This is a genomic window from Streptomyces sp. NPDC048416, from assembly GCF_043200435.1.
Classification (GTDB): domain Bacteria; phylum Actinomycetota; class Actinomycetes; order Streptomycetales; family Streptomycetaceae; genus Streptomyces.
This window is the reverse complement of sequence record NZ_JBICXU010000027.1, coordinates 83,451-104,018: the sequence shown is the minus strand read 5'-3', so window position 1 is coordinate 104,018 and position 20,568 is coordinate 83,451. Positions and strand designations below refer to the sequence as shown.

Below are 20,568 nucleotides of genomic sequence, written 5' to 3'. Positions count from 1 at the left end.
CCGAGCCCAGTCGTCCCACTCGGACTCCGCAACCCGACCGGCCCGACGCGAAGCTCGTCGACGCGCTGCGGGCCTCCGTCAAGGAGGCCGAGCGGCTGCGCGAGCAGAACCGCAGGCTGACGGCCGCGGCACGGGAGCCGTTGGCCATCGTGGGCATGTCGTGCCGCTATCCAGGCGGTGTCAGGTCCCCCGAAGACCTGTGGCGGCTGGTCACCGAGGAGTCCGACGCCATATCCGGATTCCCCGATGACCGCGGCTGGGACCTCGACACGCTGTACGACCCCGACCCGGAACACGACGGCACCTCGTACTCCAGGCACGGCGGGTTCCTGCATGACGCCGCCGACTTCGACGCCGCGTTCTTCGGTGTGGCACCGCGTGAGGCCCGTGCCATCGACCCGCAGCAGCGGCTGCTCCTTGAGGCGTCCTGGGAGGCGCTGGAGCACGCTCGGATGGATCCCGGCGCGCTGCGCGGCAGCCGGACCGGCATGTTCGCCGGGGTGATGTACCACGACTACATCAACAGCTACGGCAGCGGCAGCGTCGTGTCGGGGCGGGTCTCCTACACCTTCGGCTTCGAGGGCCCGGCGGTCACGGTGGACACGGCGTGCTCGTCGTCCCTGGTCGCGCTGCACCTGGCGGCCCAGGCGCTGCGCAACGGCGAGTGTTCGCTCGCGCTGGCGGCCGGCGTCACCGTGATGTCGACGCCGGGAACCTTCGTCGACTTCAGCAGGCAGCGCGGTCTGGCGGCCGACGGCCGGTGCAAGTCCTTCGCCGAGGCGGCGGACGGCACCGGGTTCTCCGAGGGCGTCGGCGTCCTGGTGGTGGAGCGACTGTCGGACGCGCGGCGCAACGGGCACCGGGTGCTCGCGCTGGTGCGGGGTAGTGCGGTGAACCAGGACGGTGCGAGCAACGGCCTCACCGCACCCAACGGGCCCGCCCAACAACGCGTGATCCGGGCCGCGTTGGCCAACGCTCGACTGTCGGCGGACCAGGTGGACGTGGTGGAGGCGCATGGAACGGGGACCGTTCTGGGTGACCCGATCGAAGCGCAGGCACTGCTTGCCACGTACGGCCACAACCGTGCTCCGGGGACTCCGTTGTGGTTGGGGTCGGTGAAGTCCAACCTGGGACACACGCAGGCGGCGGCAGGCGTGGCCGGGATCATCAAGATGGTGATGGCGATGCGTCACGGCGTACTGCCCAGGACCCTGCACGTCGACACACCGTCGTCGAAGGTGGACTGGACGGCGGGCGGTGTGGAACTCCTGACCGAGTCCCGGCCCTGGGTGGCGGAAAGGCCCAGACGTGCCGCTGTCTCCTCCTTCGGGATCAGTGGGACGAACGCTCACGTGATCCTTGAGCAGGCACCGGAACCGGCCCCCGTGACCGCCGTGAAGGAGAACCCGGAACGGCCTCAGACCACCGCCTTCGGCCCGGTGCTCTGGCCCCTGTCCGGCGCCACCCCCGCAGCCCTGCGCGACCAAGCAGCCCGCCTCCTACCCCTCCTGGACCACCCCAGCCCACCCACACCCGCCGACATCGGCTACGCCCTGGCCACCACCCGCGCCCACCACGACCACCGCGCCGTCATCACCGCCACCGACCCCACCCGGCTCCGCACCGCCCTGCACGCACTCACCCACGACACCCCCACCCCCCACACCACCCACGCCACCGCCCGCACCCACGGCAAAACCGCCCTCCTCTTCACCGGCCAAGGCGCCCAACAACCCGGCATGGGTCACCAACTCGCCGCCGCCTTCCCGACGTTCGCAGCAGCACTGGACGAGGTGTGCGCACACCTCGACCCCTTCCTCGACCGCCCACTGAAGGACATCCTGTTCGCGCAGGACGGCACCCCCGAAGCAGAACTCCTGAACCGGACCGCATACGCCCAACCCGCGCTGTTCGCCGTTGAGACCGCACTGTTCCGGCTCACCGAAGCCCTCGGTATACGCCCCGACCTGCTGGCCGGACACTCCATCGGCGAGATCAGTGCGGCTCACGCGGCGGGTGTGTTCTCGCTGGCCGATGCGTGTGCGCTGGTCGCGGCGCGTGGCCGACTGATGCAGGCGCTGCCCGACGGCGGCGCGATGGCAGCGGTACAGGCCACCGAGGACGACGTACGCGCCATGCTGGACGGAGTCCGGGACGCGGCCATTGCCGCCGTCAACGGGCCTCGTGCGGTGGTCATTTCCGGTGCTGCCGACTCTGTCGAGAAGGTCGTGGAGGCCGTCCGGGCCCAGGGCGGCAAGACTTCCCCCCTCAAGGTCTCCCACGCCTTCCATTCGCCGTTGATGGATCCGATGCTGGAGGAGTTCGCGGGCGTCCTGTCCGGTCTCACCTACAGCGAGCCCCGCATCCCGGTGGTGTCCAACGTGACCGGACGTACCGCCGCAGCCGGCGAACTCACCACCCCCACCTACTGGGTGACCCACGTACGCGAAGCCGTTCGTTTCGCCGACGGAGTTCGCGCCGCAGCGGCTCGTGGCGTGACGCGCTTCGTGGAGTTGGGCCCCGACGCGGTGCTGGCGGGGCTGGTCCAGCCGTGCCTGGAACCGGCCGAGGCCGAGAAGGTGACCGTGGTGCCCCTGATGCGCAAGCGTCGTAACCGTCGTAACGAGGTGCGGGACATGCTGGCGGGGCTCGGTCTGCTGCATGCGTGTGGAGCGTCGCTGAACTGGCAGGCGCTGTACGCGGGCAGTGGGGCACGAGAGGTGGACCTCCCCACGTATGCGTTCCAGCATCGCCGCTACTGGATCGACTCGCCCGCGCTCTTCGGCGGGGCCGTCACTGACGGACTCGAATCCGTGGCCGCCCGTCAGGAAGGCCCCACTTCCGACGGCCTTGAGACGGGCCGGCTGCGCGCCCGCCTGGCCGAACTCCCGGCCCCGGAACAGGAGAAGCTGCTGATCGAGGTCGTTGTCGAGCACATGGCGGCGGTGCTGGGCCACGAATCTGCCGGAGAGGTCGATCCGGAGCGGGGCTTCCTTGAGTCCGGTATCGACTCGCTTTCCGCGATGGAACTGCGCAAGAGTCTCCAGCGTGCCATCGGCCTCGAAGTTCCGGCCGGCGCGGTGTTCGACCACGGCGACCCGGTCAGGCTTGCCGCGTACCTGTGTGCCGAACTCGGATCCCCGTCGTCGGCGCCCCGCATCGGCGCCCCCGGCTCGGCCGCCGCTGCCGGGACGTCGCGGCTGCCCGAAACGCTCAGCGAGTTGTTCCGGGCCGCGGTGAGGGCGGGGAAGATGGCCGAAGGCACGGCCGTCCTGAACGCGGTCGCCGATCTTCGTCCCGCCTTCCGGACCGCCGCCGAACTGCACGACCGGTACCCGGTGAGCGCGCCGGTGAGGCTGGCTCGTGGCCCCCGCGGCCCGGTGCTGATCTGCTTCCCTTCGCCCATGGCGCTCGCCGGGGCCCAGCAGTACGCGCGGCTCGCCGCGAAGTTCAGGGACGTGCGCGACGTTCATGTGGTGGCCCCGCCCGGCTTCGTGGACGGCGAGCCATTGCCGGAGTCGGTGGACGCGGTCGTCGACCATTTCGCGGCGAGCGTGCGACAACTGGCGGGCGACAAGCCGTTCGTGCTGGTCGGCTACTCCTCCGGTGGCCAGTTCGCGCATGCCACGGCCAGCCGCCTGGAGAACGAGGGATCGGCGCCTGCCGCGATCGTGCTCCTGGACACGTATCTCCCGACCGACGGGGGTGTCAACGAAGGGAGCCGAGGGGGCGAAGGCGGCGACGGGGGTGGTGGAGAACCGCCTGCGGAAGGCGAATCGTCCGACGGGCTCTGGGCGCAGATGCTGGGCGGGATGATGGAGCGCGAGGACGCCTTCGGTACGTTCACCTCGGCGCGGCTCTCGGCCATGGGCCGCTACAGCTCGCTCATCACGCACTGTGATCCGGGGCCTGTCGCGGCGCCCGTCCTGTTCGTCCGGCCGACGGAATCGTTTATGGAGCAGGCGGCAGAGCCGACCGAGACCGGCGGGGCTGGGGAGGCCCGGGAGGGCGAGTCCGCCGGGGGCGACCAGAGCTGGCGTTCCTCCTGGCCCCACCCGCACACCTTGCGCGAGATCCCGGGAAACCACTTCACTCTGCTGGAGAATTCGGCCGCCACCACGGCTGAAGCCGTCGAGGCGTGGCTCGGCTCGCTGCGCGTGGATGAACTGCACTGAGGGCACTTCGTAAACCCCGGAAAGACCCCTAATATCGCGATACCCGTAACGCCGCCCAATTCGCGATCGGCCCCGGTGACGCTTCCCGCGCACCGGGGCTTCGTGCTGTTCCCGGCACGACTCGGCCAACATATGCGAGGGGCTGGCGTGAATACGGCAATCAGCACCCCTTAGGGGGCTAGGGGGATTTGTTGCGTTCTGGTGGAAGCGCTTACAGTGAATTCATTACCCACGCGAGCGGCGAGACGCGCTTCAGTGGGCCAAGTACTTCTCGTGTTGTGCAGATTCAATGAACAGGATCCGCCTTCTCCCGGAAGTGTGGATATTTGTAGCGCATTCGGTTGGATCCGGTGTAGACAGGGCATTCCTGGATCGCCCCGAGTCGGTTCGGTGAGGCCGGCCGATTGTATTCGCATAGCGCCCCACGCGTGGTACGCTCCGGCGCCTGACCGCAGGGGTGCGACGCATCTTGAGCCAGTTGTTGAAGAACCAAGTTCCCCATGGAAGTTCTCCCGGGCGCCCCGGGAGGCGACGAACCGTACCCCGGACGCAAGGGGAGATCGCGCGCATGGCCGAAGCGCCCTCCTGCCCGCGTTACAGCATCATTGTTCTGAGTGGTCCGGCCGGAGCGCAGACCAGGTCGATGCTGCCGATAGCCCAGGAACTGAATCGCAGAGACCACCGGATCACGTACATCACCACTCAGGAGTTCGCCGAGGGGAACGCGTCCGGGGGCGTCGATGTGCTGGTCCACGAACCACGCGCCGTGCCTGGGCAGGGGGCCGGTGGCCGGGAGGAGCGGGGCGGGCCCGAGGACGGCGTCCGTGTCGAAGACACCCTCGACCGTGCGGAGTCCATCCACGCCGCCTTCGCCGACGACGTTCCCGACCTGGTGCTGTACGAGGACTCGGCCCGGATCACCGCTCGTCTGCTCACCCACCGCTGGAAGCGCCCGGCGGTGGAGATCTTTCCGTCATTCGCCCATGGCGACTTCCTGGAACGTGACGAAGCCGCCGATCCGGATGCCGGCTGCGACGCCGGTGCGGCATCCGACCCCGGGACCGGCTCCGCGACCGGCTCCGACCCCGCCTCCGGGCCCCCCTCCGCGACCGGCCCCGACCCCGCCTTCGCGACCGGTACCGGCCCTGCCTCCGAGCCGGGCTCGGCGTCCGAAATGGGGTCCGACGCCGGCGTCGACGCCGCCTCCGGGGCGAGCGATTGTGTGAGCGGCCTGTCCGAGGGAGTCCGGGAGCGGCTGCTCTGCTTTGTCTCCCCAGGGGAGCAAGCCGGTTTGTCGCCGAACGACTTCTGCACCAGGCCCGAACCCCTGTCGATAGCGTTGCTGCCCAGGGAATTTCAGACCGACGGACATTTTTTTGACAGCCGTGTCGTGTTTGTGGGTCCTTGCATACCGGAACGCCGCATGGACGAGCGCTGGCGGCCGCCCGGGACCGGACTGCCCGTGGTCTTCTTCGCCCTCGACCCCGAACTCCTGGACGCGGGGCCGGAGTTCGTCCGAGACTGTATCGACGCCTTCGCGGGACGCCCGCTGCATGTGGTGATCGTGGCGGACGGCAATTCGGAAGCCGTACGCGAGATGGCCGGCTCTTCGCCCCATGTGGAAGTCCATGAGCGGGTCCCGCGTTCGGTAGTGTTGCGCTGCGCGGCGGCTTTTGTCTGCCACTCCGACCACAACAGCGTCATGGAATCCCTCTATTTCAATACGCCGCTCGTCGCCGTCCCCACGTCCGAAAGCGAACGGGCCGTCGCCGACCGGGTGGTGGAGCTCGGGCTCGGGGTGCGGATCTCGCCCGGAGCCGCCGGCCCACAGGCTCTGGTGGACGCGGTGGTCGCGCTCGTCGGGGACCTGGAGACGGGCTGCCGCGTACGGGAGTTCCAGCGCCAGGCGCGCCGTGCGGGAGGCGCACGGCGCGCGGCGGACGAGATCGAGCGTTACCTGGAATGGATCTACCAACCATGACGGGCAGCGGGCCCGCTCAGGCGGACTCCGCCTCGGTCGAGGTCTCGGGGGAAACGATGTCGAGCCGCGCGGCCAGGGCACTTCTCCGGTTGATCTCCAGCTTGCGGTAGACCCGGGTGAGGTGCTGCTCGACGGTGCTGATGGTGATGTAGAGCTTCCGTCCGATCGCGCGGTTGGTCGCCCCCAGCGCGGCCAGCTCGGCGACACGTAGCTCCGCCTCCGTCAGCACGTCGGTGCCGGCCGGTTTCGGTTCGGCCCTTTGATGTTCGGCCCTTTGATGTTCGTTCCGGCGGGGTTCGTTCTGGCCGTGTTCGGTGGGACGCTGTGCGCTCCGGCCGTGTTCGCGCCGGCCATGGTCGTCCCGCAGCCCCGCCGAAGGCCCCGCCGCCTCGCTCCGCGTGCCCGACGGCGACGCCACGGTCGACACGTCCGGCCACAGAGCGTGCGCCGGCCGTGCGACGGGCGGCGGCTGGTCCCACTCCGCGGCCGCGGGAGAGCGGCACGACCTCAGCATCTCGGCGGCCCGCTCCGCGGCCCCCATGGCTCTGACCGGATCGTCCAACTGCCAGTACGTGTCGCTGAGATCGGCCAGCGCGCGGGCGAGTTCGAAACGCGCGGTGTCCGGGTGCAGAAGTCGTACGGCGTCCTGGAGGAGTGCCGGGCGGTCCTCCAGCTCGCCGGCCGCGGCCAGCAACCGGAGCGAGGCCCCTCTGGTGCGCGGCTGATGCGTTCCTGGACGGGTCAGCTGCTCCTCCATGAGCGCTCGGGCCCTGTCCTTCTCGCCGAGGGCCAGTGCGGCTTCCGCGGCGCCGCCGCGCCAGGAGATGAGGGAGGGCAGGTCGAGCCCCCAGTCACTCATCAGCCGTCCACAGCTCTCGAAGTCGGCGAGCGCCGCCGCAGGCCGGTCCGTCGACAGATGGAAGTGCCCGCGCGCGTTGAGATAGTGGAGCCCGTACCGGGTGTCGAAGAGGGTGTCGGGCACCGGCAGTCTGATGTACCGCACCGCCTTCTCGTGGTGCCCGAGCACCGTCGAGGCGAGGATGAGGTTCGCCAGCGGGCCGCCGATGGCGACGCCCCAGGCGGCGGTGGGTATCCGGGTGAGCGCGGTCTCGCCGTACCGCACGGCGCCAACCATGTCGCCCTGGCGGAAGGCCGCCTCCGCGCGTACCGCGGCGAACACCGCCTGCCAGGTCGGAAAACCCTGGTCCGCGGCCTCCTTCAGCAGCTCCTCACACCACGAGGCGGCCTTGTCGGGGCGGTCCGCGCAGATCAGCGTGAGCAGGGCGGCGTGCAGGGACTCAAGCGTGGCGGCGCCCAGGCCAACGCTGTGCAGGACGCCTTCGGCGTTGGTGACCGCCTCGTCGCTCGCGCCCTGGTCCAGCAGCTGGGAGAGCACGGTGACGGCCTGGGGCCCGAAAGGACGTACGGGGTCCGGGCCCGTCCTGGATTCGGACTGGGCCGATGCTCCGGCGGATCCGGACGAGGGGGAGCCGGCGCACTCGGCAGGACTCGATGAGCCGGTGGAGCGGATCAGCAGCGAGGGATGCGAATACGTCATCCAGCAGTTGAAGGCGGCCAGTTCCTCCGACGGGGCGCGATCGTCGGTGGCGTCGAACGCCTCCCAGAGGGCCAGGGTCTCACGTGCCTCGGCGTAGCGGCCGTGCCAGAGCAGGCTGCGTGCGAGGAGGCCCGTGTCCCGGCCGGTTAAGTGACCGTCGCGCAGGGCGATCTTTAATCGCACGGCGTGGCGCATGGCCTTCAGCGGGGACTTCTGCCAGTCGATGCGCATGCGGTCCGCGGTGAGTGCCGCGAGCTGCCGGCTGTCGGTGCAGTCGGTGAGGGCGAGTTTGAGGTATTCGCAGGCCATGTGGGTCCTGCCCGCGTCCAGTTCGGAGTGTGCCGCGTCCCTCAGGACGTTGATCATCCACTCTTCGGGCGCCCTGCTCGCGGCGACGAGCTGTTCGGCCACCACGACCGGTGGGACGCCTTCGTTCTGGAGCGCGGACGCGACCCGCAGATGCAGTTCGTGGCGGTCCTCGGGGGGCACCTGCTCCAGGATGGCGGTACGCGCGGCGGGATGGCGGAAGTGTCCCGCACTCAGCACGCCGGTCGCGGTCAGTGAGGCGATCGCGTGCTCCACGGTCGCCGTGTTCACGCCGAGGATGTGGCCGATGGACCCGGAGGACATGACCTTGCCCACCGCGGCCACCGCCCGCGCGACCTTGAGGTCGGCCGGATCCGCCAGGTAGAGGCAGCCCATCAGCGCGTTGCGGAAGGCCTCTTGAGGGACCGCGGGCTCGCCTTCGTCGCCGCCTTCCTGGAGGCGGTGGACGGCCTCGTAGTCGTCGAGCAACGCGGACAGGAACAGGGGGCTGCCGCCCGAGGCCTCCTGGTAGGCGTGGGTGAGTTCCAGCGCCTTGGCCGGGCCGAGTCTGGACTCGATCATGGTGTGTGTGCCGGAGCGGGACAGCATGTCCAGGCGCACCTTGCGGCAGTTCGGCTGCCGGAACAGCTCGGCGTGGAAGACCGGATGGGGCGAGCGGATCGTGGACAGCTCCGCGAGCAGCAACAGCGTCCGCGAGGCCTTCATCCGGCGTTGCAGGAACAGCAGCATCTGGAGGGACTGCTCGTCCGCGTACTGGAGATCGTCGATGCTCATCACCACGGGCCCGCGCTCGCCGAGCGCCAGCAGCAACGACCGCAGTCCGTGGGCCACCGCCATGCTTGGCTGGTTCATCAGGACGGGATCCGAGCCCGTCGCATGGCCGGCGGAGACCTCCGCCGTCAGCAGATCGTTCACTCGGTCCCGGAACTCGTGGGGAAACGACTCACTTCTGAAGAGCTGGTCGATCACGCCTAGCGGAATCTCGCATTCGGCGCGGGAGGCGACGGCGGTCAACAAGACGGCGCCGGAGTTCGCCGCTTGTTTACAGAATGTTTGTAGCAGTCGAGTCTTCCCGCTGCCCGTTGGTCCGCTGACCAGCGCGATGCCGCCCCGCCCCGCCGCGGCCTCGGCGAGCAGCGTTGTCAGCGCCCTCAACTCGCTGTCTCTGTCGATGAGTTGAATCATCGGCTGAGCTTCCATCCTGCCCCCTGTGCGCGGCCACGTCTCTCCCAGGGCTGTAAACATAGCAAGCCGATTCGATCAAAAGGAGTCGTCTTGATCAAATAAAAGAACTGAATTCTGCTGGTAAGGGGACACCTTCGCTGTTGGCTGATGTTCATCTCCTGGTGTTGGTCATTGGCTGAAAATGTAGGTACGCGGCACCGATAGGTGCCCGCAATTAGCGCGCCCGAGGCGCGACATGCCGTGCTCGTCTGGGTGCGGGCGGAGGGGGCCGGTGCGCGAGGCGTGCCGCACCCTCCATCGCCGCCTCCCCGGTTTGGGATCCGCGTTTCGAGGAAGGCGACATATCGGACCGGTCGACGGTCCCGCCATGAGTAGTAGTGCGAAGTGGAGTGAAGGGTGTCTGTCGTGAAGAGTGCGCTGTCCGATGCGGAGCTGAAGGTGGTTGGTCCGGCGCTTCAGGGTGCGCTGGTCGATCTGGTCGATCTGTCGTTGGTGGCGAAGCAGGTGCACTGGAATGTGGTCGGGCCGCGTTTTCGGTCGGTGCATCTTCAGTTGGATGATGTGGTGGCGACGGCGCGGCAGCATTCGGACACGGTGGCTGAACGTGCTGCTGCGCTTGGCGTGAATCCGGATGGTCGGGCTGCGACGGTGGCGGGGAGCAGTGCGATCGGTACGGTGCCGGAGGGGTGGATCAAGGACTCCGAGGCGGTGGAGGTGCTGGTGGTGGCGCTGGGCCGGGTGGTGGAGCGGATGCGTGAGCGGATCGCGGTGACTGATGAGCCGGATCCGGTGAGTCAGGATCTGCTGATCGCGGTGACCGGTGATTTGGAGAAGCACGCCTGGATGTTCCGCGCCGAGAGCAGCTGACAGCGGCCACGCCGTGGCACGGGGGCGTCCTCCGGGGTCGCCCCCGCCCGGGCCGCCCCCGCCCGGGTCGGCGACGCTCGGGCCACTGACGTCCGGGCCACTGACGCCCGGGTCGGCGGCGTCCGGGATGCCGGGGACGGCGAGCTGTACGAGGCTGGTGGTGCGGGCGGCGGCCGGCCGTCCGGATCGAGGGACAGAGGAACGATGGAAAGCAGCGAGGGGCCCCACAGCGGCCCCGGGACGGCGGAGCGATACGCGCCCTGGCCCCGACCCGAGGACTCTCCCGCCGGCGCCACCGGATCGCAGGTGAGCCTGCGGGTGAACGGCGCCGCCCACGCGGTCGAGGTCGACCACCGCACCACCCTGCTCGACCTGCTGCGCGAACGCCTGGCCCTGACAGGTTCGAAGAAGGGCTGCGACCACGGCCAGTGCGGTGCGTGCACGGTGCTCGTGGACGGCCGGCGCGCCAACAGCTGCCTGCTCCTCGCCATCACGATGGACGGCTGCGACATCGTGACCGTGGAAGGCCTGGCCAGGACGGACGGCGCGGACGGTGACCTCCACCCGCTCCAGCGCGCCTTCCTGGACCGCGACGCCTTCCAGTGCGGCTACTGCACCCCGGGCCAGCTGTGCTCCGCCGTCGGCATGCTGTCCGAGGCGAAATCCGGTCACCCCTCCGTCGTCACCGACCCGGGGCAGACGCCCGACGGCCCGGTGCGGCTGACCGATGACGAAATCCGCGAACGTCTCAGCGGCAACCTGTGCCGCTGCGGGGCCTACCCGCACATCGTCGACGCGGTGCGGGACGTGATCGCGTGAAGCCCGTGTCCTACCTGCGCGCCCGCAGCGTGGAAGAGGCCGCGGCCGCCCACGGCGGCCGCGAGGAGGCCCGCTATCTGGGCGGCGGCACCAACCTCGTCGACCTCATGAAGCTCGGCGTGGAACGGCCGGAGGTACTGGTCGACATCACGCGCCTGCCCCTGGGCCGGGTGGAGGAGCGGCCCGACGGCTCGGTGTGCGTCGGCGCGACCGTACGCAACAGCGACCTCGCGGCACACCCCCTGATCCGGGAGCGCCACCCCCTGGTCTCGCAGGCGGTCCTCAGCGGAGCGTCGGGCCAGCTGCGCAACATGGCGACCACCGGGGGAAACCTCCTCCAGCGCACGCGCTGCGCCTACTTCCAGGACCTGTCGAAACCCTGCAACAAGCGGGTGCCCGGCAGCGGGTGCGCGGCGATCGACGGCGTCAACCACAACCACGCCGTCCTCGGCCACTCGCCGCACTGCGTGGCCACGAACCCCTCCGACCTCTCCGTGGCGCTCGCGGCCGTCGACGCCGTCGTGGAACTGACCGGCCCCGGAGGTCACCGGACCGTCCCGGTCACGGAGTTCCACCGCCTGCCCGGCGAGCACCCCGAACGGGACACCGTGATCCGGCCGGGCGAACTGATCACCGGCGTCGTGCTGCCGCCCCTGCCCGCCGGCGCGGTCTCCCGCTACCGCAAGGCGCGGGAACGGGCGTCGTACGCCTTCGCGCTCGCCTCCGTCGCCGCCGTGCTCCAGGTGCGGGACGGTGAGATCCGGCACGTCGGCATCGCCTTCGGCGGTCTGGCCCACCGGCCCTGGCGCGCCCGGCGCGCGGAGGCGGCCCTGCTCGGCGCCCGGCCGGGCACCGAAGCCTTCGCGCAAGCGGTGCACGCCGAGCTCGACGCGGCCCAGCCGCTGCGGGACAACGCCTACAAGGTGTCGCTCGCCCGCGACCTGGCCACCCAGGTGCTCGACTCGCTGACCACGTCGGCCTGAACGCCTCGCACGAGACCCGACGCCCCCTGAACCGCCCGGGAGGAGATACCGCCATGGCTTCGCAAGCGAACGCGCTCGGCGCACCCATCGAACGCCGCGAGGGCCGTGCGAAGGTGACCGGGGACGCCCTGTACGCCACCGAGTACGCGCCCCCGGGATGCCTGTACGCCTGGCCCGTCACGGCCACCGTCGCACGGGGCCGGGTCACCTCCCTCGACACCACGACCGCACTCGGCCTGCCCGGGGTGCTCGCCGTCCTCACGCCCGAATCGGCGCCCCGGCTCGCCGAGACGGACGACCCGACGCTCGCCCTCCTCCAGGACGTCCGGGTTCCCCACCACGGCTGGCCCGTCGCCCTCGCGATCGCCGAAACCCTGGAGGCGGCCCGCGCCGCGGCCCAGTCGGTGCACGTCGCGTACGACACCGAGCCGCACGCGTCGGTCCTCGACGAGAACCTGGCGGACGCCTACCGTCCCGAGGAGGCCAACGGCGGACATCCCGCGGACCGTCTTCGCGGCGACCCGCGGGACGCGTTCGCCGCCGCACCGGTCACGGTCGACGTCCGGTACCGGGTGCCGCCCCTGCACAACCACCCCATGGAACCGCACGGAGCCACCGCGCACTGGCACGACGGCCGGCTCACGGCGTACGACACCAGCCAGGGCGCCGACATGGTGCGCGCCAAGCTGGCCGAACTCTTCGAACTCCCCGAGGAACGGGTGACCGTCGTCTGCGAGCACGTGGGCGGCGGATTCGGCTCCAAGGGCACGCCCCGGCCGCACGTGGTGCTCGCCGCGATGGCATCCCTGCACACCGGGCGCCCCGTCAAACTCGCCCTGTCCAGGCGGCTGTTGCCGGAGCTGGTCGGCCATCGCGCGCCCACCGACCACCGGCTGCGCCTCGGCTGCCAACCGGACGGCACCCTCCTCTCGGTCATCCACGAGGTGACCACCCACACCTCACGGGTCAAGGAGTTCGTCGAGCAGGCCGCCGTGCCCGCCCGCGTCATGTACGCCAGCCCGAGCAGCCTCACCACGCACCGGGTGGCCGCGCTGGACGTCCCCACTCCGTCCTGGATGCGCGCTCCGGGAGAAGCCCCCGGCATGTACGCGCTCGAGTCCGCCGTCGACGAACTCGCCTGCGCCCTCGACATGGACCCCATCGAGCTCCGGGCGCGCAACGAACCGGGCCAAGAACCCGACAGCGGACGGCCGTTCAGCAGCCGCCACCTCGTGGAGTGCCTGCGTGAGGGAGCCGAACGCTTCGGCTGGGCCGAGCGCGACCTCCGGCCGGCGGCGCGGCGTTCGGGCGCCTGGCTCCTCGGCACCGGAGTGGCCGCCGCCACCTACCCGGTACTCGTCTCGCCCTGCCGCGCCACGGTCACCGCCCACCCCGACGGACTCCATGTGGTGCGGGTGAACGCCACCGACATCGGCACCGGAGCCCGGACCGTCCTCGCGCAGGTCGCCGCACACGCGCTCGGCGTGGGCGTCGAAGCGGTCCGTACCGAGATCGGCACCACGGGGCTGCCGCGCGCACCGCTGGCCGGCGGCTCGTCCGGCACCGCGTCCTGGGGCTGGGCCGTGCACGAGGCGTGCCGCTCCCTGACCCGCCAACTCCAGGAGCACAGCGGCCCATTGCCGCCCGACGGTCTCACCGCGTCCGCCGACACCAAGGGCTCGGCCGACGAGGAGTCACCGTACGCACGACACGCCTTCGGCGCCCACTTCGCGGACGTCGGGGTGGACACGGACACCGGCGAGGTGAGGGTGCGCCGACTGCTCGGCGTGTACGCGGCCGGACGCATCCTCAACGCGCGCACCGCCCGGTCCCAGTTCATCGGCGGCATGGTGATGGGGCTCGGCATGGCGCTCACCGAACGCGGCAGCGTGGACCCCGCATCCGGGGCCTTCATCGGCAGCGACCTCGCGGGCTACCACGTGCCGGCGCACGCGGATGTGCCCGCCATCGAGGCGCACTGGATCGACGAGGAGGACGCCCACCTCAACCCCATGGGCAGCAAGGGGATCGGGGAGATCGGCATCGTCGGCACGGCAGCGGCCATCGGCAACGCGGTCCACCACGCCACGGGCGTCCGCTTCCGGGAGCTCCCGCTCACACCCGACCGGGTGCACGGCGCGCTGTGAACCGGCGGTCGGCGGCCCCACCCCCCATACCGGCCTGGCGGGGCGGGGCCGCTGTGCGTCAGACGGTGCTCAGCGGATGGGCCGCCGTGGCGGAACGCGGGGGCCAGGCGTGGGGGGCGAGTATGCCGAGCACATAGGCGCGGGCGACCAGCGCGGGGCGGGTGCCGGCGCCCAGGAGTTCCCGCAGACGGCTGAGGTGGTAGTCGACGGTCTGCCGCGACAGCCTCAGGGAGGTGGCGATGTCACCGTTGCTGCTGCCCGCCGCCAGCAACGAGAGGATGCGGATCTGCGCCGCGGTGAGCGACGGATGGGCCTCATGGGCGAGGCTCTGGTGGGTGACGACGACCCACACGTGCCGGGCGCGGGCCGCGGAGTGGCCGACCGTCGTCAGATGCAGCCGGGCCCGGCGCTGGCGGCCCCGGGCGTCGACGAGCACCGCGCACGTCTCGACCCGTCTGGTCCGCCGCGCTATGAGACCGTTCCACCTGTGGTGCAGCCGGTCCAGGCCGGGCTCGGGGGCGAGCAGGGTGTGCGCGCGGCGCCCGACGAGGTCGGGCAGGCTGAGGTCGAAGAGTTCGGCCGCCGCGGTGCTGGCCCGCACCACCCGTCCGTTCGCGGAGAGAAGAGCGCAGGGCAGACCGCTGTGGTCACGCAGCGCCCGCAGGTCGTCCTCGGCGCGCTGGCGCTGGACCGTGGCGCGCAGATGATCCGTGACATCCACGTAGATCCCGGCGACGCACGTCCGCGCGTTCTCCCGAACGGGGAACCGGTGACCCACCGCCTGCCCCGCGCTGCCGTCCGGCCGCCGGTAGTCCAGCGTGTGGCGCACCGGTGTCCCGCGGCCGAGGATGTCCTGGTCGAGGGCACGGAACTGGGCGGCCTCGGCGGGAGCGTCGAAGTCCTCGATGTACTTGCCGACGAGCTCTTCGGGAACGGTGTTGTACAGGTGCGCGTAGGCGTGGTTGGCCCATAAGTAGCGCCCGTCGCTGTCCCGGATGAAGGCCGCGGCCGGGGCGAGGTTCACCAGACCCGCGAAGGCGGCGTACTGACGCGGGACCTCGGGCCGGGCATCGACCTCCACGGCCAGGCCACGGGTACGGCTCGGCGCGCGGCTGGGGGCGCGGCCCCCGTCGAGGGGCCAGCTCACATCGAAGGTGCGGCCGTCGAACCGGGCCTGCCAGTGACCCTCGCGCGGCGTGCGCCCGCGCGCCGGGAGTTCCTGACGCAACCGGTCCAGGAACCGCTGCGCGGTGCCCGCGTCGGCGAAGGCACCGCCTCCCCTCTCGGTCACCTGCCACGGCTCCTCGGCCTCCCACCAGAACACCGGGAGGTGTTCGAGCAGCGCCTTGAGACTGGAATCGTCCACAGCGGTCTCTCCGTCCGTATACAGCCCGTACGCAATCGGCTGACGCACAGTCACCCCGCGAGGGGTATCCCGTACCGATCCCGCGCATACCCGCTTCTCGGCCGAAGTGGAGGCCGCCCGCGAGCACGCGCGGGGCCGGCCCGGAGCCTCAACGCGGCCTGCGACTCAGGCATTTGCCTGAACGGTCGGCGCCTGTGATCAGGATATGGGCGCCGGCCGCGTGGTCTCATTGAGTGTGCGGGTGAATACGCCCCGACACGAACACCGGAACTTCCCCGCGGCCGACGCGCGTCACCGCTCAGCACGACGACCCACAGGACGCGTACGGCGCCGGCGCCCACGACGCGTGCGGCACGTACCGACACGGACGAATGACGAATGGAGACGAACTTCAGTGAGCAAGGTGCTGTTAGTGCATGCCAAGGGTGGTCCGCCGCTCGGTCACGTCCTGTCCAGGACGGCCGCGCGGGCGGAAGTGCACCTGCTGGCGCTCAGCGCTCTTCCTCCCACCGTGGCGGGCTCCGCCCAAAGACTGTGCGCCTCAGTTGTGACGCCCCCCGACGCGCAGCGCTCCGACCTGGTGTCCCTGATCGTCTCGCGGGCGAAGGCGGTGGGCGCCGACGCGGTGCTCACCTTCTCCGAGTACGCGGTCGTGGCCGTCGCCGAAGCGTGTGAAGCGCTCGGCCTCGCGGGCGCGGGCGGCGCCGCCGCGCTCGCTCGCGACAAGCGGCTGATGCGCCGCACCTGGCAGGAACACGGCCTGCCGCAGCCCGAGTTCCGCGCCGTCGCCACCGAAACGGACCTGCACGAGGCGGCCCGCGCCCTGCCGTTCCCCATGCTTCTCAAGGCGGCCTGGAGCGCCGGTTCCACCGCGCACCAGATCATCCGCGCCCCGCACGAGCTGTCCGCCGCGTGGCGCCGCTCCCGTGAAGTAATGGCCGAATCCGCTCAGTTGGGATATGCGGAACTGCATGTCGCGGAGGCGCAGGGTCACTTCGTGGTCGAGGAGATCGTCACCGGCACTGCGTCGGACTGGTTCGCCGAGCCCGGCTGGGGCGACTACGTCAGCGTCGAGGGTGTCGTGGTGGACGGCGCCTTCAAGCCGGTCTGCCTCAGCGGCCGGATGCCCACGGTCGAGCCGTTCACCGAGCGCGCGGGCATCACCCCCGCCCTGCTGTCCACGGACGCCCAGGACCGGGTGGTGGCGCTGGCACGCGAGGCCGTCGACGCCCTCGGCCTGCGGAACTGCGGGACGCACACCGAGATCAAGCTCGGCGCGGACGGCAGCATGTGGCTGATCGAGACGGCCGCCCGGTTCGGCGGCGCGATGACGGTGCCGCAGATCGAGGACGTCTTCGGGCTCGACCTCGTCGGCATGCTCGTCGACCACCTCCTCGGCCGTACGGTCGAGTGGCCCGAGCAGGCCCTCACCGCGGCGCAGGCACGCGGCGCGGCGGGCTCCCTCGTCGTCCTCGCGGTCGACGGCAGGGGCGAGGCCTGGCGGGACCGCAAGGTGTGGGACTTCCCCGCCGTCGCCAAGGACGTCACCCTCAGTGTGGGCAGCGAGCTGTCGGTGGTCGCGGAGAGCTCCCTGCCCGACGGCGGGCTCGTGCCCGTCTACGACCCGGCGGCGGGCGCCAACACCATGGCGGCCCTGTGTCTGCTGTCGGCCACCGACGCGCGGACGGTGCTCCGCGACTTCGAGACGCTGGTGGACGCCCTGCCACACGTTCTGCCCGCCGCGCAGCCAGAGGAGGTCTCGGCATGACCGCCCAGCTGTTCGCCGGCGCCGCCGAACCGGCCACGGACCGCACCGTCGTCGGCGAGAACCTGTCGCTGCCGCTCTTTCGCACCCTCTCCGGGGTCCTGGCCGGCCACCCCTACCTCAAGGTGGTCGTCGACCGTGCCGAGAACACCTGGCACCTGCTCGACACGGCGGCGCACCCCTTCCACGTCAACTACATAGCCACTCGTGTCCTCGGCATGACACTCGCCGAACTGGACGCGGATCTGGACGCGTTCAACGCCTCCGTCTACATGGACCCCCAGCGCCGTTTCCTGCTCGGTGTGCTGTCCCTGCACACCGATGACGACGCGGAGGGCCGCGACCGCACCTTCCTCGTCCTGGAGACGACCGAAGCCGACACCATGAAGGGCGAACTCCTCGCGTTCTTCTACGAGTTCGTACGGGCTCGGGTGGACGGAAGGCTCCCGGTGCTGCTCAAGCCCGCCAACCACGGGCAGGAGGAGGAGCTTGCCGCGATCAGCGAACGACGCGTGCCGCGCATCCTGAGCCACGAACTGTTCGGCTCCCGCGTCAGGACACCCCTGAACCCCGGCGAGGCCATCGGACGCCTTCGCGTCTTTCGGACCGGCCAGGAGTACGCGGCCGCGGAGGCCGGGCTCGGCTGGGCGGACATCGTGGCCATGCCGCGCCTGCCCGACGACGTGCCGCGCGTGGCCGGATTCCTCAACACCGCGCCCATCACCCCGCTCTCGCACACCAACGTACTGGCCTCCGGCTGGGGGATACCCAACGCCATCGTGCGCGATCTGGACCAGCTCGTCGAGGCGGACGCGCTGGACGGCGCATGGGTCCGCTACCGGGTGTGCGAGGACGAGATCTCCCTGGAGCGGCTGGCCGGTGAACCGGACCTGCGGGCCCCCGCCTGGCACCAGCAGCGCATCCGCCTCGAACCGCCGCTGCTCGAGGACGCCCCCGTCCTGTCCCTGCACCGGCTGCGGGGCGCCGACCGCGACCGGTACGGCACCAAGGCGGCCAACCTCGGCGAGCTGCACCACGTACTGGACAGCCGCACGGCCGACCTGACCGCCTTCTACGGGCGGCCCCGCCCGCCACGCGACGACCTGTACGGCCACCTCGCCACCCGGCTCGGCCTCACCGCCCCCGCACCGGCCGAACTCCGCGCCAGGGCCGCCGACTTCGTGGCTTCGACGGTGGGCGCACCGGAGGGCGTCGCGCTGCCCTTCGCGCTCCAGCAGCACTTCCTCGCATCGTCGCCCGCCATCCAGCAGGGCATCGGCAAGCTCAAGATGGCACTCGAACTCGACGCCACCGACGTCCTGGACTCGCTCTGTCTGCAACTCCAGCAACTGATCCGGCACACACCGGTCCCCGAGTCCGTCACCCGTCAGATCAGCCAGGCGTTCCCCGCAGGACCCGCCTCGCACGGGCGCCTCGTGGTGCGCTCCTCGTCCAACGCCGAGGACCTTCCGGGCTTCTCCGCGGCCGGCGTCTACGACTCCGTCACCACCGTCCACGGCACCGGCGAACTCCTCGACGCGGTGCGCCAGGTGTGGGCCTCCCTGGTGTCGCCGCGCAGTGTGCGACTGCGCCACCAGGTCGGGATCTCGCTGGACGACACGTACATGGGCGTGATCATCCAGGAGTACGTGCCCGCGTCCCTCGGCGGCGTCCTCGTCACCTGTGACCCGACGCGCCGCGCGGACTTCCGCAACGTCTACCTCAACTGCTCACCCGGCTCGCCGGAACAGGTCGTCGAGGGTTCGGTCCTGCCGCAGCAGTATCTCTACAACGTGGTGGAGGGCGGCGGCCGCACCGTCGCACTCGGATCCTGGGGGGATGGGCTGCCCGCCGCGACCCGCGCCCGGCTCGCCGACCTGTCGCTGACCGGACGGCTCCTGCAATCCCACTTCAGCGGATCGGACCTCGGCGGCGCCGACGTGGACAAGCCGCTGGACATCGAATGGCTGATGACCGAGCGGGGCGACTTCCGGCTGGTCCAGATCCGCCCGTACGCGCTGTGATGCCGCGCCTGGGACGACCGCGTTCCCGGCAAGGAGCGGGCGCCGTCCTCACCGTCACCGCCCGTCGGATCATCCGCCTCAACTACGGTTTCCAGCTGCTGTTCAACCTGCTGTGGTGGATGCCGGTCTTCTACGCCTACCAACGGGAGGCCGGGCTCTCCGACGGGCAGATCTTCGGCATCCAGAGCATCTATTACGTCGCCTTCTGCCTGTTCGAGATCCCGACCGGGCTGCTCGCCGACCGGATCGGCACCCGCAACTGTCTGCGGGCCGGCGCGGTGGTGATGACGGCGGCCAACCTGGCCCCGGTGTTCAGCGCCTCGTACACCGGCTTCCTCCTGCACTTCCTCGCCATCGCCGTGGGCCGCTCACTCACCTCGGGAGCGGCGAGCGCCTATCTGTACGACGGGCTGCGAGCCGAGAAGTGCGACGGGCACTACCTCAACGCGGAAGGCACCGCGCGGGCCCTCGGGCTCGCGGCGAAAGTCGTGTGCTGGCCGCTGGTCGGACCTTTGATGGCGGTCGCGCACACGGCTCCATACGTGCTGAGTGCCGCCAGCGCGGCCGGCTCCCTGGTCTGCGCCGTCGCGCTGCCCCGGCTCGCCGGTGCGGACGGCGGTACGGGCAGGGCGGCGGGCCGTGCGGGCACGGGGCGCGGGGGTGCCTTCCTGCGGGACGCGGGCGCCGTGTTGCGCTGCGTCGCCTCGTCGCGGTGGCTGGGCCTGGTGATGGTGCAGGGCGTGGCGGTCTTCACGCTGTCCCGCATCTGCCAGGTCAACCTGTTCCAGCCGATCCTGCTCGACCACGGCATCGGGGAGGCCTCCAGCGGGGGAGTGCTGGCCGCGATGACGGTGGCGGAGGCGGTGGCGTCGGCCCGCCCCCAATGGCTGAGCGGTCGCCTGACGCCGGTCACCTGGGTGTCGGTCCTCAGCCTGGCCCTCGCGGGCACCCTGGCGGCCATGACGCTCGGCGGACCGTGGGCCGTCATCGCGCTGCTCTGCCTGTTCGCCGCCGCGACCGGCTTCGTGTACCCGGTGCAGCGCAAACTCGTGAACGACGCGGTGCCCCCGAACGCCCCGCGCGCCACGCTGCTGTCGATCGAGAGCATCGTGGACCGCGCGGTGTGCGCCCTGGCCGCCGTCGCCGTGGGCGCCTACATCTCCGCCGGTCACCTGGACACACTGCTCCTGCACAGCGCGCTGGCGACGGCGGTGCTGCTCGGGGCCGTCCACCTGCTGCTGCGCAGCGGGGTGGTGCGCCGCGACCGGGCGGGACCCGAGGCCCCGCCGGCCGGCGAGGCGTGGCCGACCGGCCCACCCCTCGGAGCGGACGCGGAGGGGGACCGGGCTGCGGACACACCGAGCCGGTGAC

At 70.9% G+C, this 20,568-nt stretch carries 10 protein-coding genes and 1 pseudogene; 9 read left to right on the top strand and 2 right to left on the bottom strand.

Annotation, left to right across the window (positions count from 1 at the left end):
- Positions 1-29: 29 nt before the first annotated feature.
- A pseudogene (locus ACGFW5_RS27605) lies at positions 30-4,175 on the top strand (type I polyketide synthase); the annotation flags it as partial.
- Between the two features lie 568 nt (positions 4,176-4,743).
- On the top strand, positions 4,744-6,156 hold the full coding sequence (locus ACGFW5_RS27600) for a hypothetical protein (protein ID WP_393836991.1): 1,413 nt from the start codon (positions 4,744-4,746) through the stop codon (positions 6,154-6,156).
- A 16-nt stretch (positions 6,157-6,172) separates the two neighbouring features.
- Here ACGFW5_RS27600 and ACGFW5_RS27595 read toward each other — a convergent pair whose 3' ends face one another.
- Positions 6,173-9,226, bottom strand: a complete 3,054-nt coding sequence (locus ACGFW5_RS27595) for an AAA family ATPase (RefSeq protein WP_393836990.1) — start codon at positions 9,224-9,226, stop codon at positions 6,173-6,175.
- 396 nt (positions 9,227-9,622) lie between these two features.
- Here ACGFW5_RS27595 and ACGFW5_RS27590 point away from each other — a divergent pair, with 396 nt between their 5' ends.
- From ACGFW5_RS27590 to ACGFW5_RS27575, 4 genes are all read left to right on the top strand, one after another.
- On the top strand, positions 9,623-10,093 hold the full coding sequence (locus tag ACGFW5_RS27590; RefSeq protein WP_393836989.1) for a Dps family protein: 471 nt from the start codon (positions 9,623-9,625) through the stop codon (positions 10,091-10,093).
- A 204-nt stretch (positions 10,094-10,297) separates the two neighbouring features.
- On the top strand, positions 10,298-10,912 hold the full coding sequence (locus tag ACGFW5_RS27585; protein WP_393836988.1) for a (2Fe-2S)-binding protein: 615 nt from the start codon (positions 10,298-10,300) through the stop codon (positions 10,910-10,912).
- The gene (locus tag ACGFW5_RS27580) at positions 10,909-11,895 is read left to right on the top strand and encodes an FAD binding domain-containing protein (protein ID WP_393836987.1); all 987 of its coding nucleotides are present in this window, start codon (positions 10,909-10,911) and stop codon (positions 11,893-11,895) included. Before ACGFW5_RS27585 ends, ACGFW5_RS27580 begins: the two co-directional genes overlap by 4 nt.
- Positions 11,896-11,948: 53 nt before the next feature.
- Positions 11,949-14,042, top strand: a complete 2,094-nt coding sequence (locus ACGFW5_RS27575; protein WP_393836986.1) for a xanthine dehydrogenase family protein molybdopterin-binding subunit — start codon at positions 11,949-11,951, stop codon at positions 14,040-14,042.
- Positions 14,043-14,100: 58 nt separating this feature from the next.
- Here the strand turns inward: ACGFW5_RS27575 and ACGFW5_RS27570 are convergent, their stop codons facing one another.
- The gene (locus ACGFW5_RS27570) at positions 14,101-15,408 is read right to left on the bottom strand and encodes a PAS domain S-box protein (RefSeq protein ID WP_393836985.1); all 1,308 of its coding nucleotides are present in this window, start codon (positions 15,406-15,408) and stop codon (positions 14,101-14,103) included.
- 394 nt (positions 15,409-15,802) lie between these two features.
- Here ACGFW5_RS27570 and ACGFW5_RS27565 point away from each other — a divergent pair, with 394 nt between their 5' ends.
- Genes ACGFW5_RS27565 through ACGFW5_RS27555 form a run of 3 tightly spaced genes read left to right on the top strand, consistent with a single transcriptional unit; the run spans position 15,803 to position 20,567 of the window.
- Positions 15,803-17,176 carry an acetyl-CoA carboxylase biotin carboxylase subunit family protein gene (locus ACGFW5_RS27565; RefSeq protein WP_393836984.1) on the top strand — a complete coding sequence of 458 codons (1,374 nt, stop codon included), beginning with the start codon at positions 15,803-15,805 and terminating at the stop codon, positions 17,174-17,176.
- The gene (locus ACGFW5_RS27560) at positions 17,173-19,197 is read left to right on the top strand and encodes a PEP/pyruvate-binding domain-containing protein (protein ID WP_393836983.1); all 2,025 of its coding nucleotides are present in this window, start codon (positions 17,173-17,175) and stop codon (positions 19,195-19,197) included. The genes ACGFW5_RS27565 and ACGFW5_RS27560 overlap by 4 nt, the downstream gene beginning before the upstream one ends.
- A complete protein-coding gene (locus ACGFW5_RS27555; RefSeq protein ID WP_393837001.1) occupies positions 19,197-20,567 on the top strand; it encodes an MFS transporter in 1,371 nt (456 codons plus the stop codon). The genes ACGFW5_RS27560 and ACGFW5_RS27555 overlap by 1 nt, the downstream gene beginning before the upstream one ends.
- The last annotated feature ends 1 nt before the right edge of the window (position 20,568 follow it).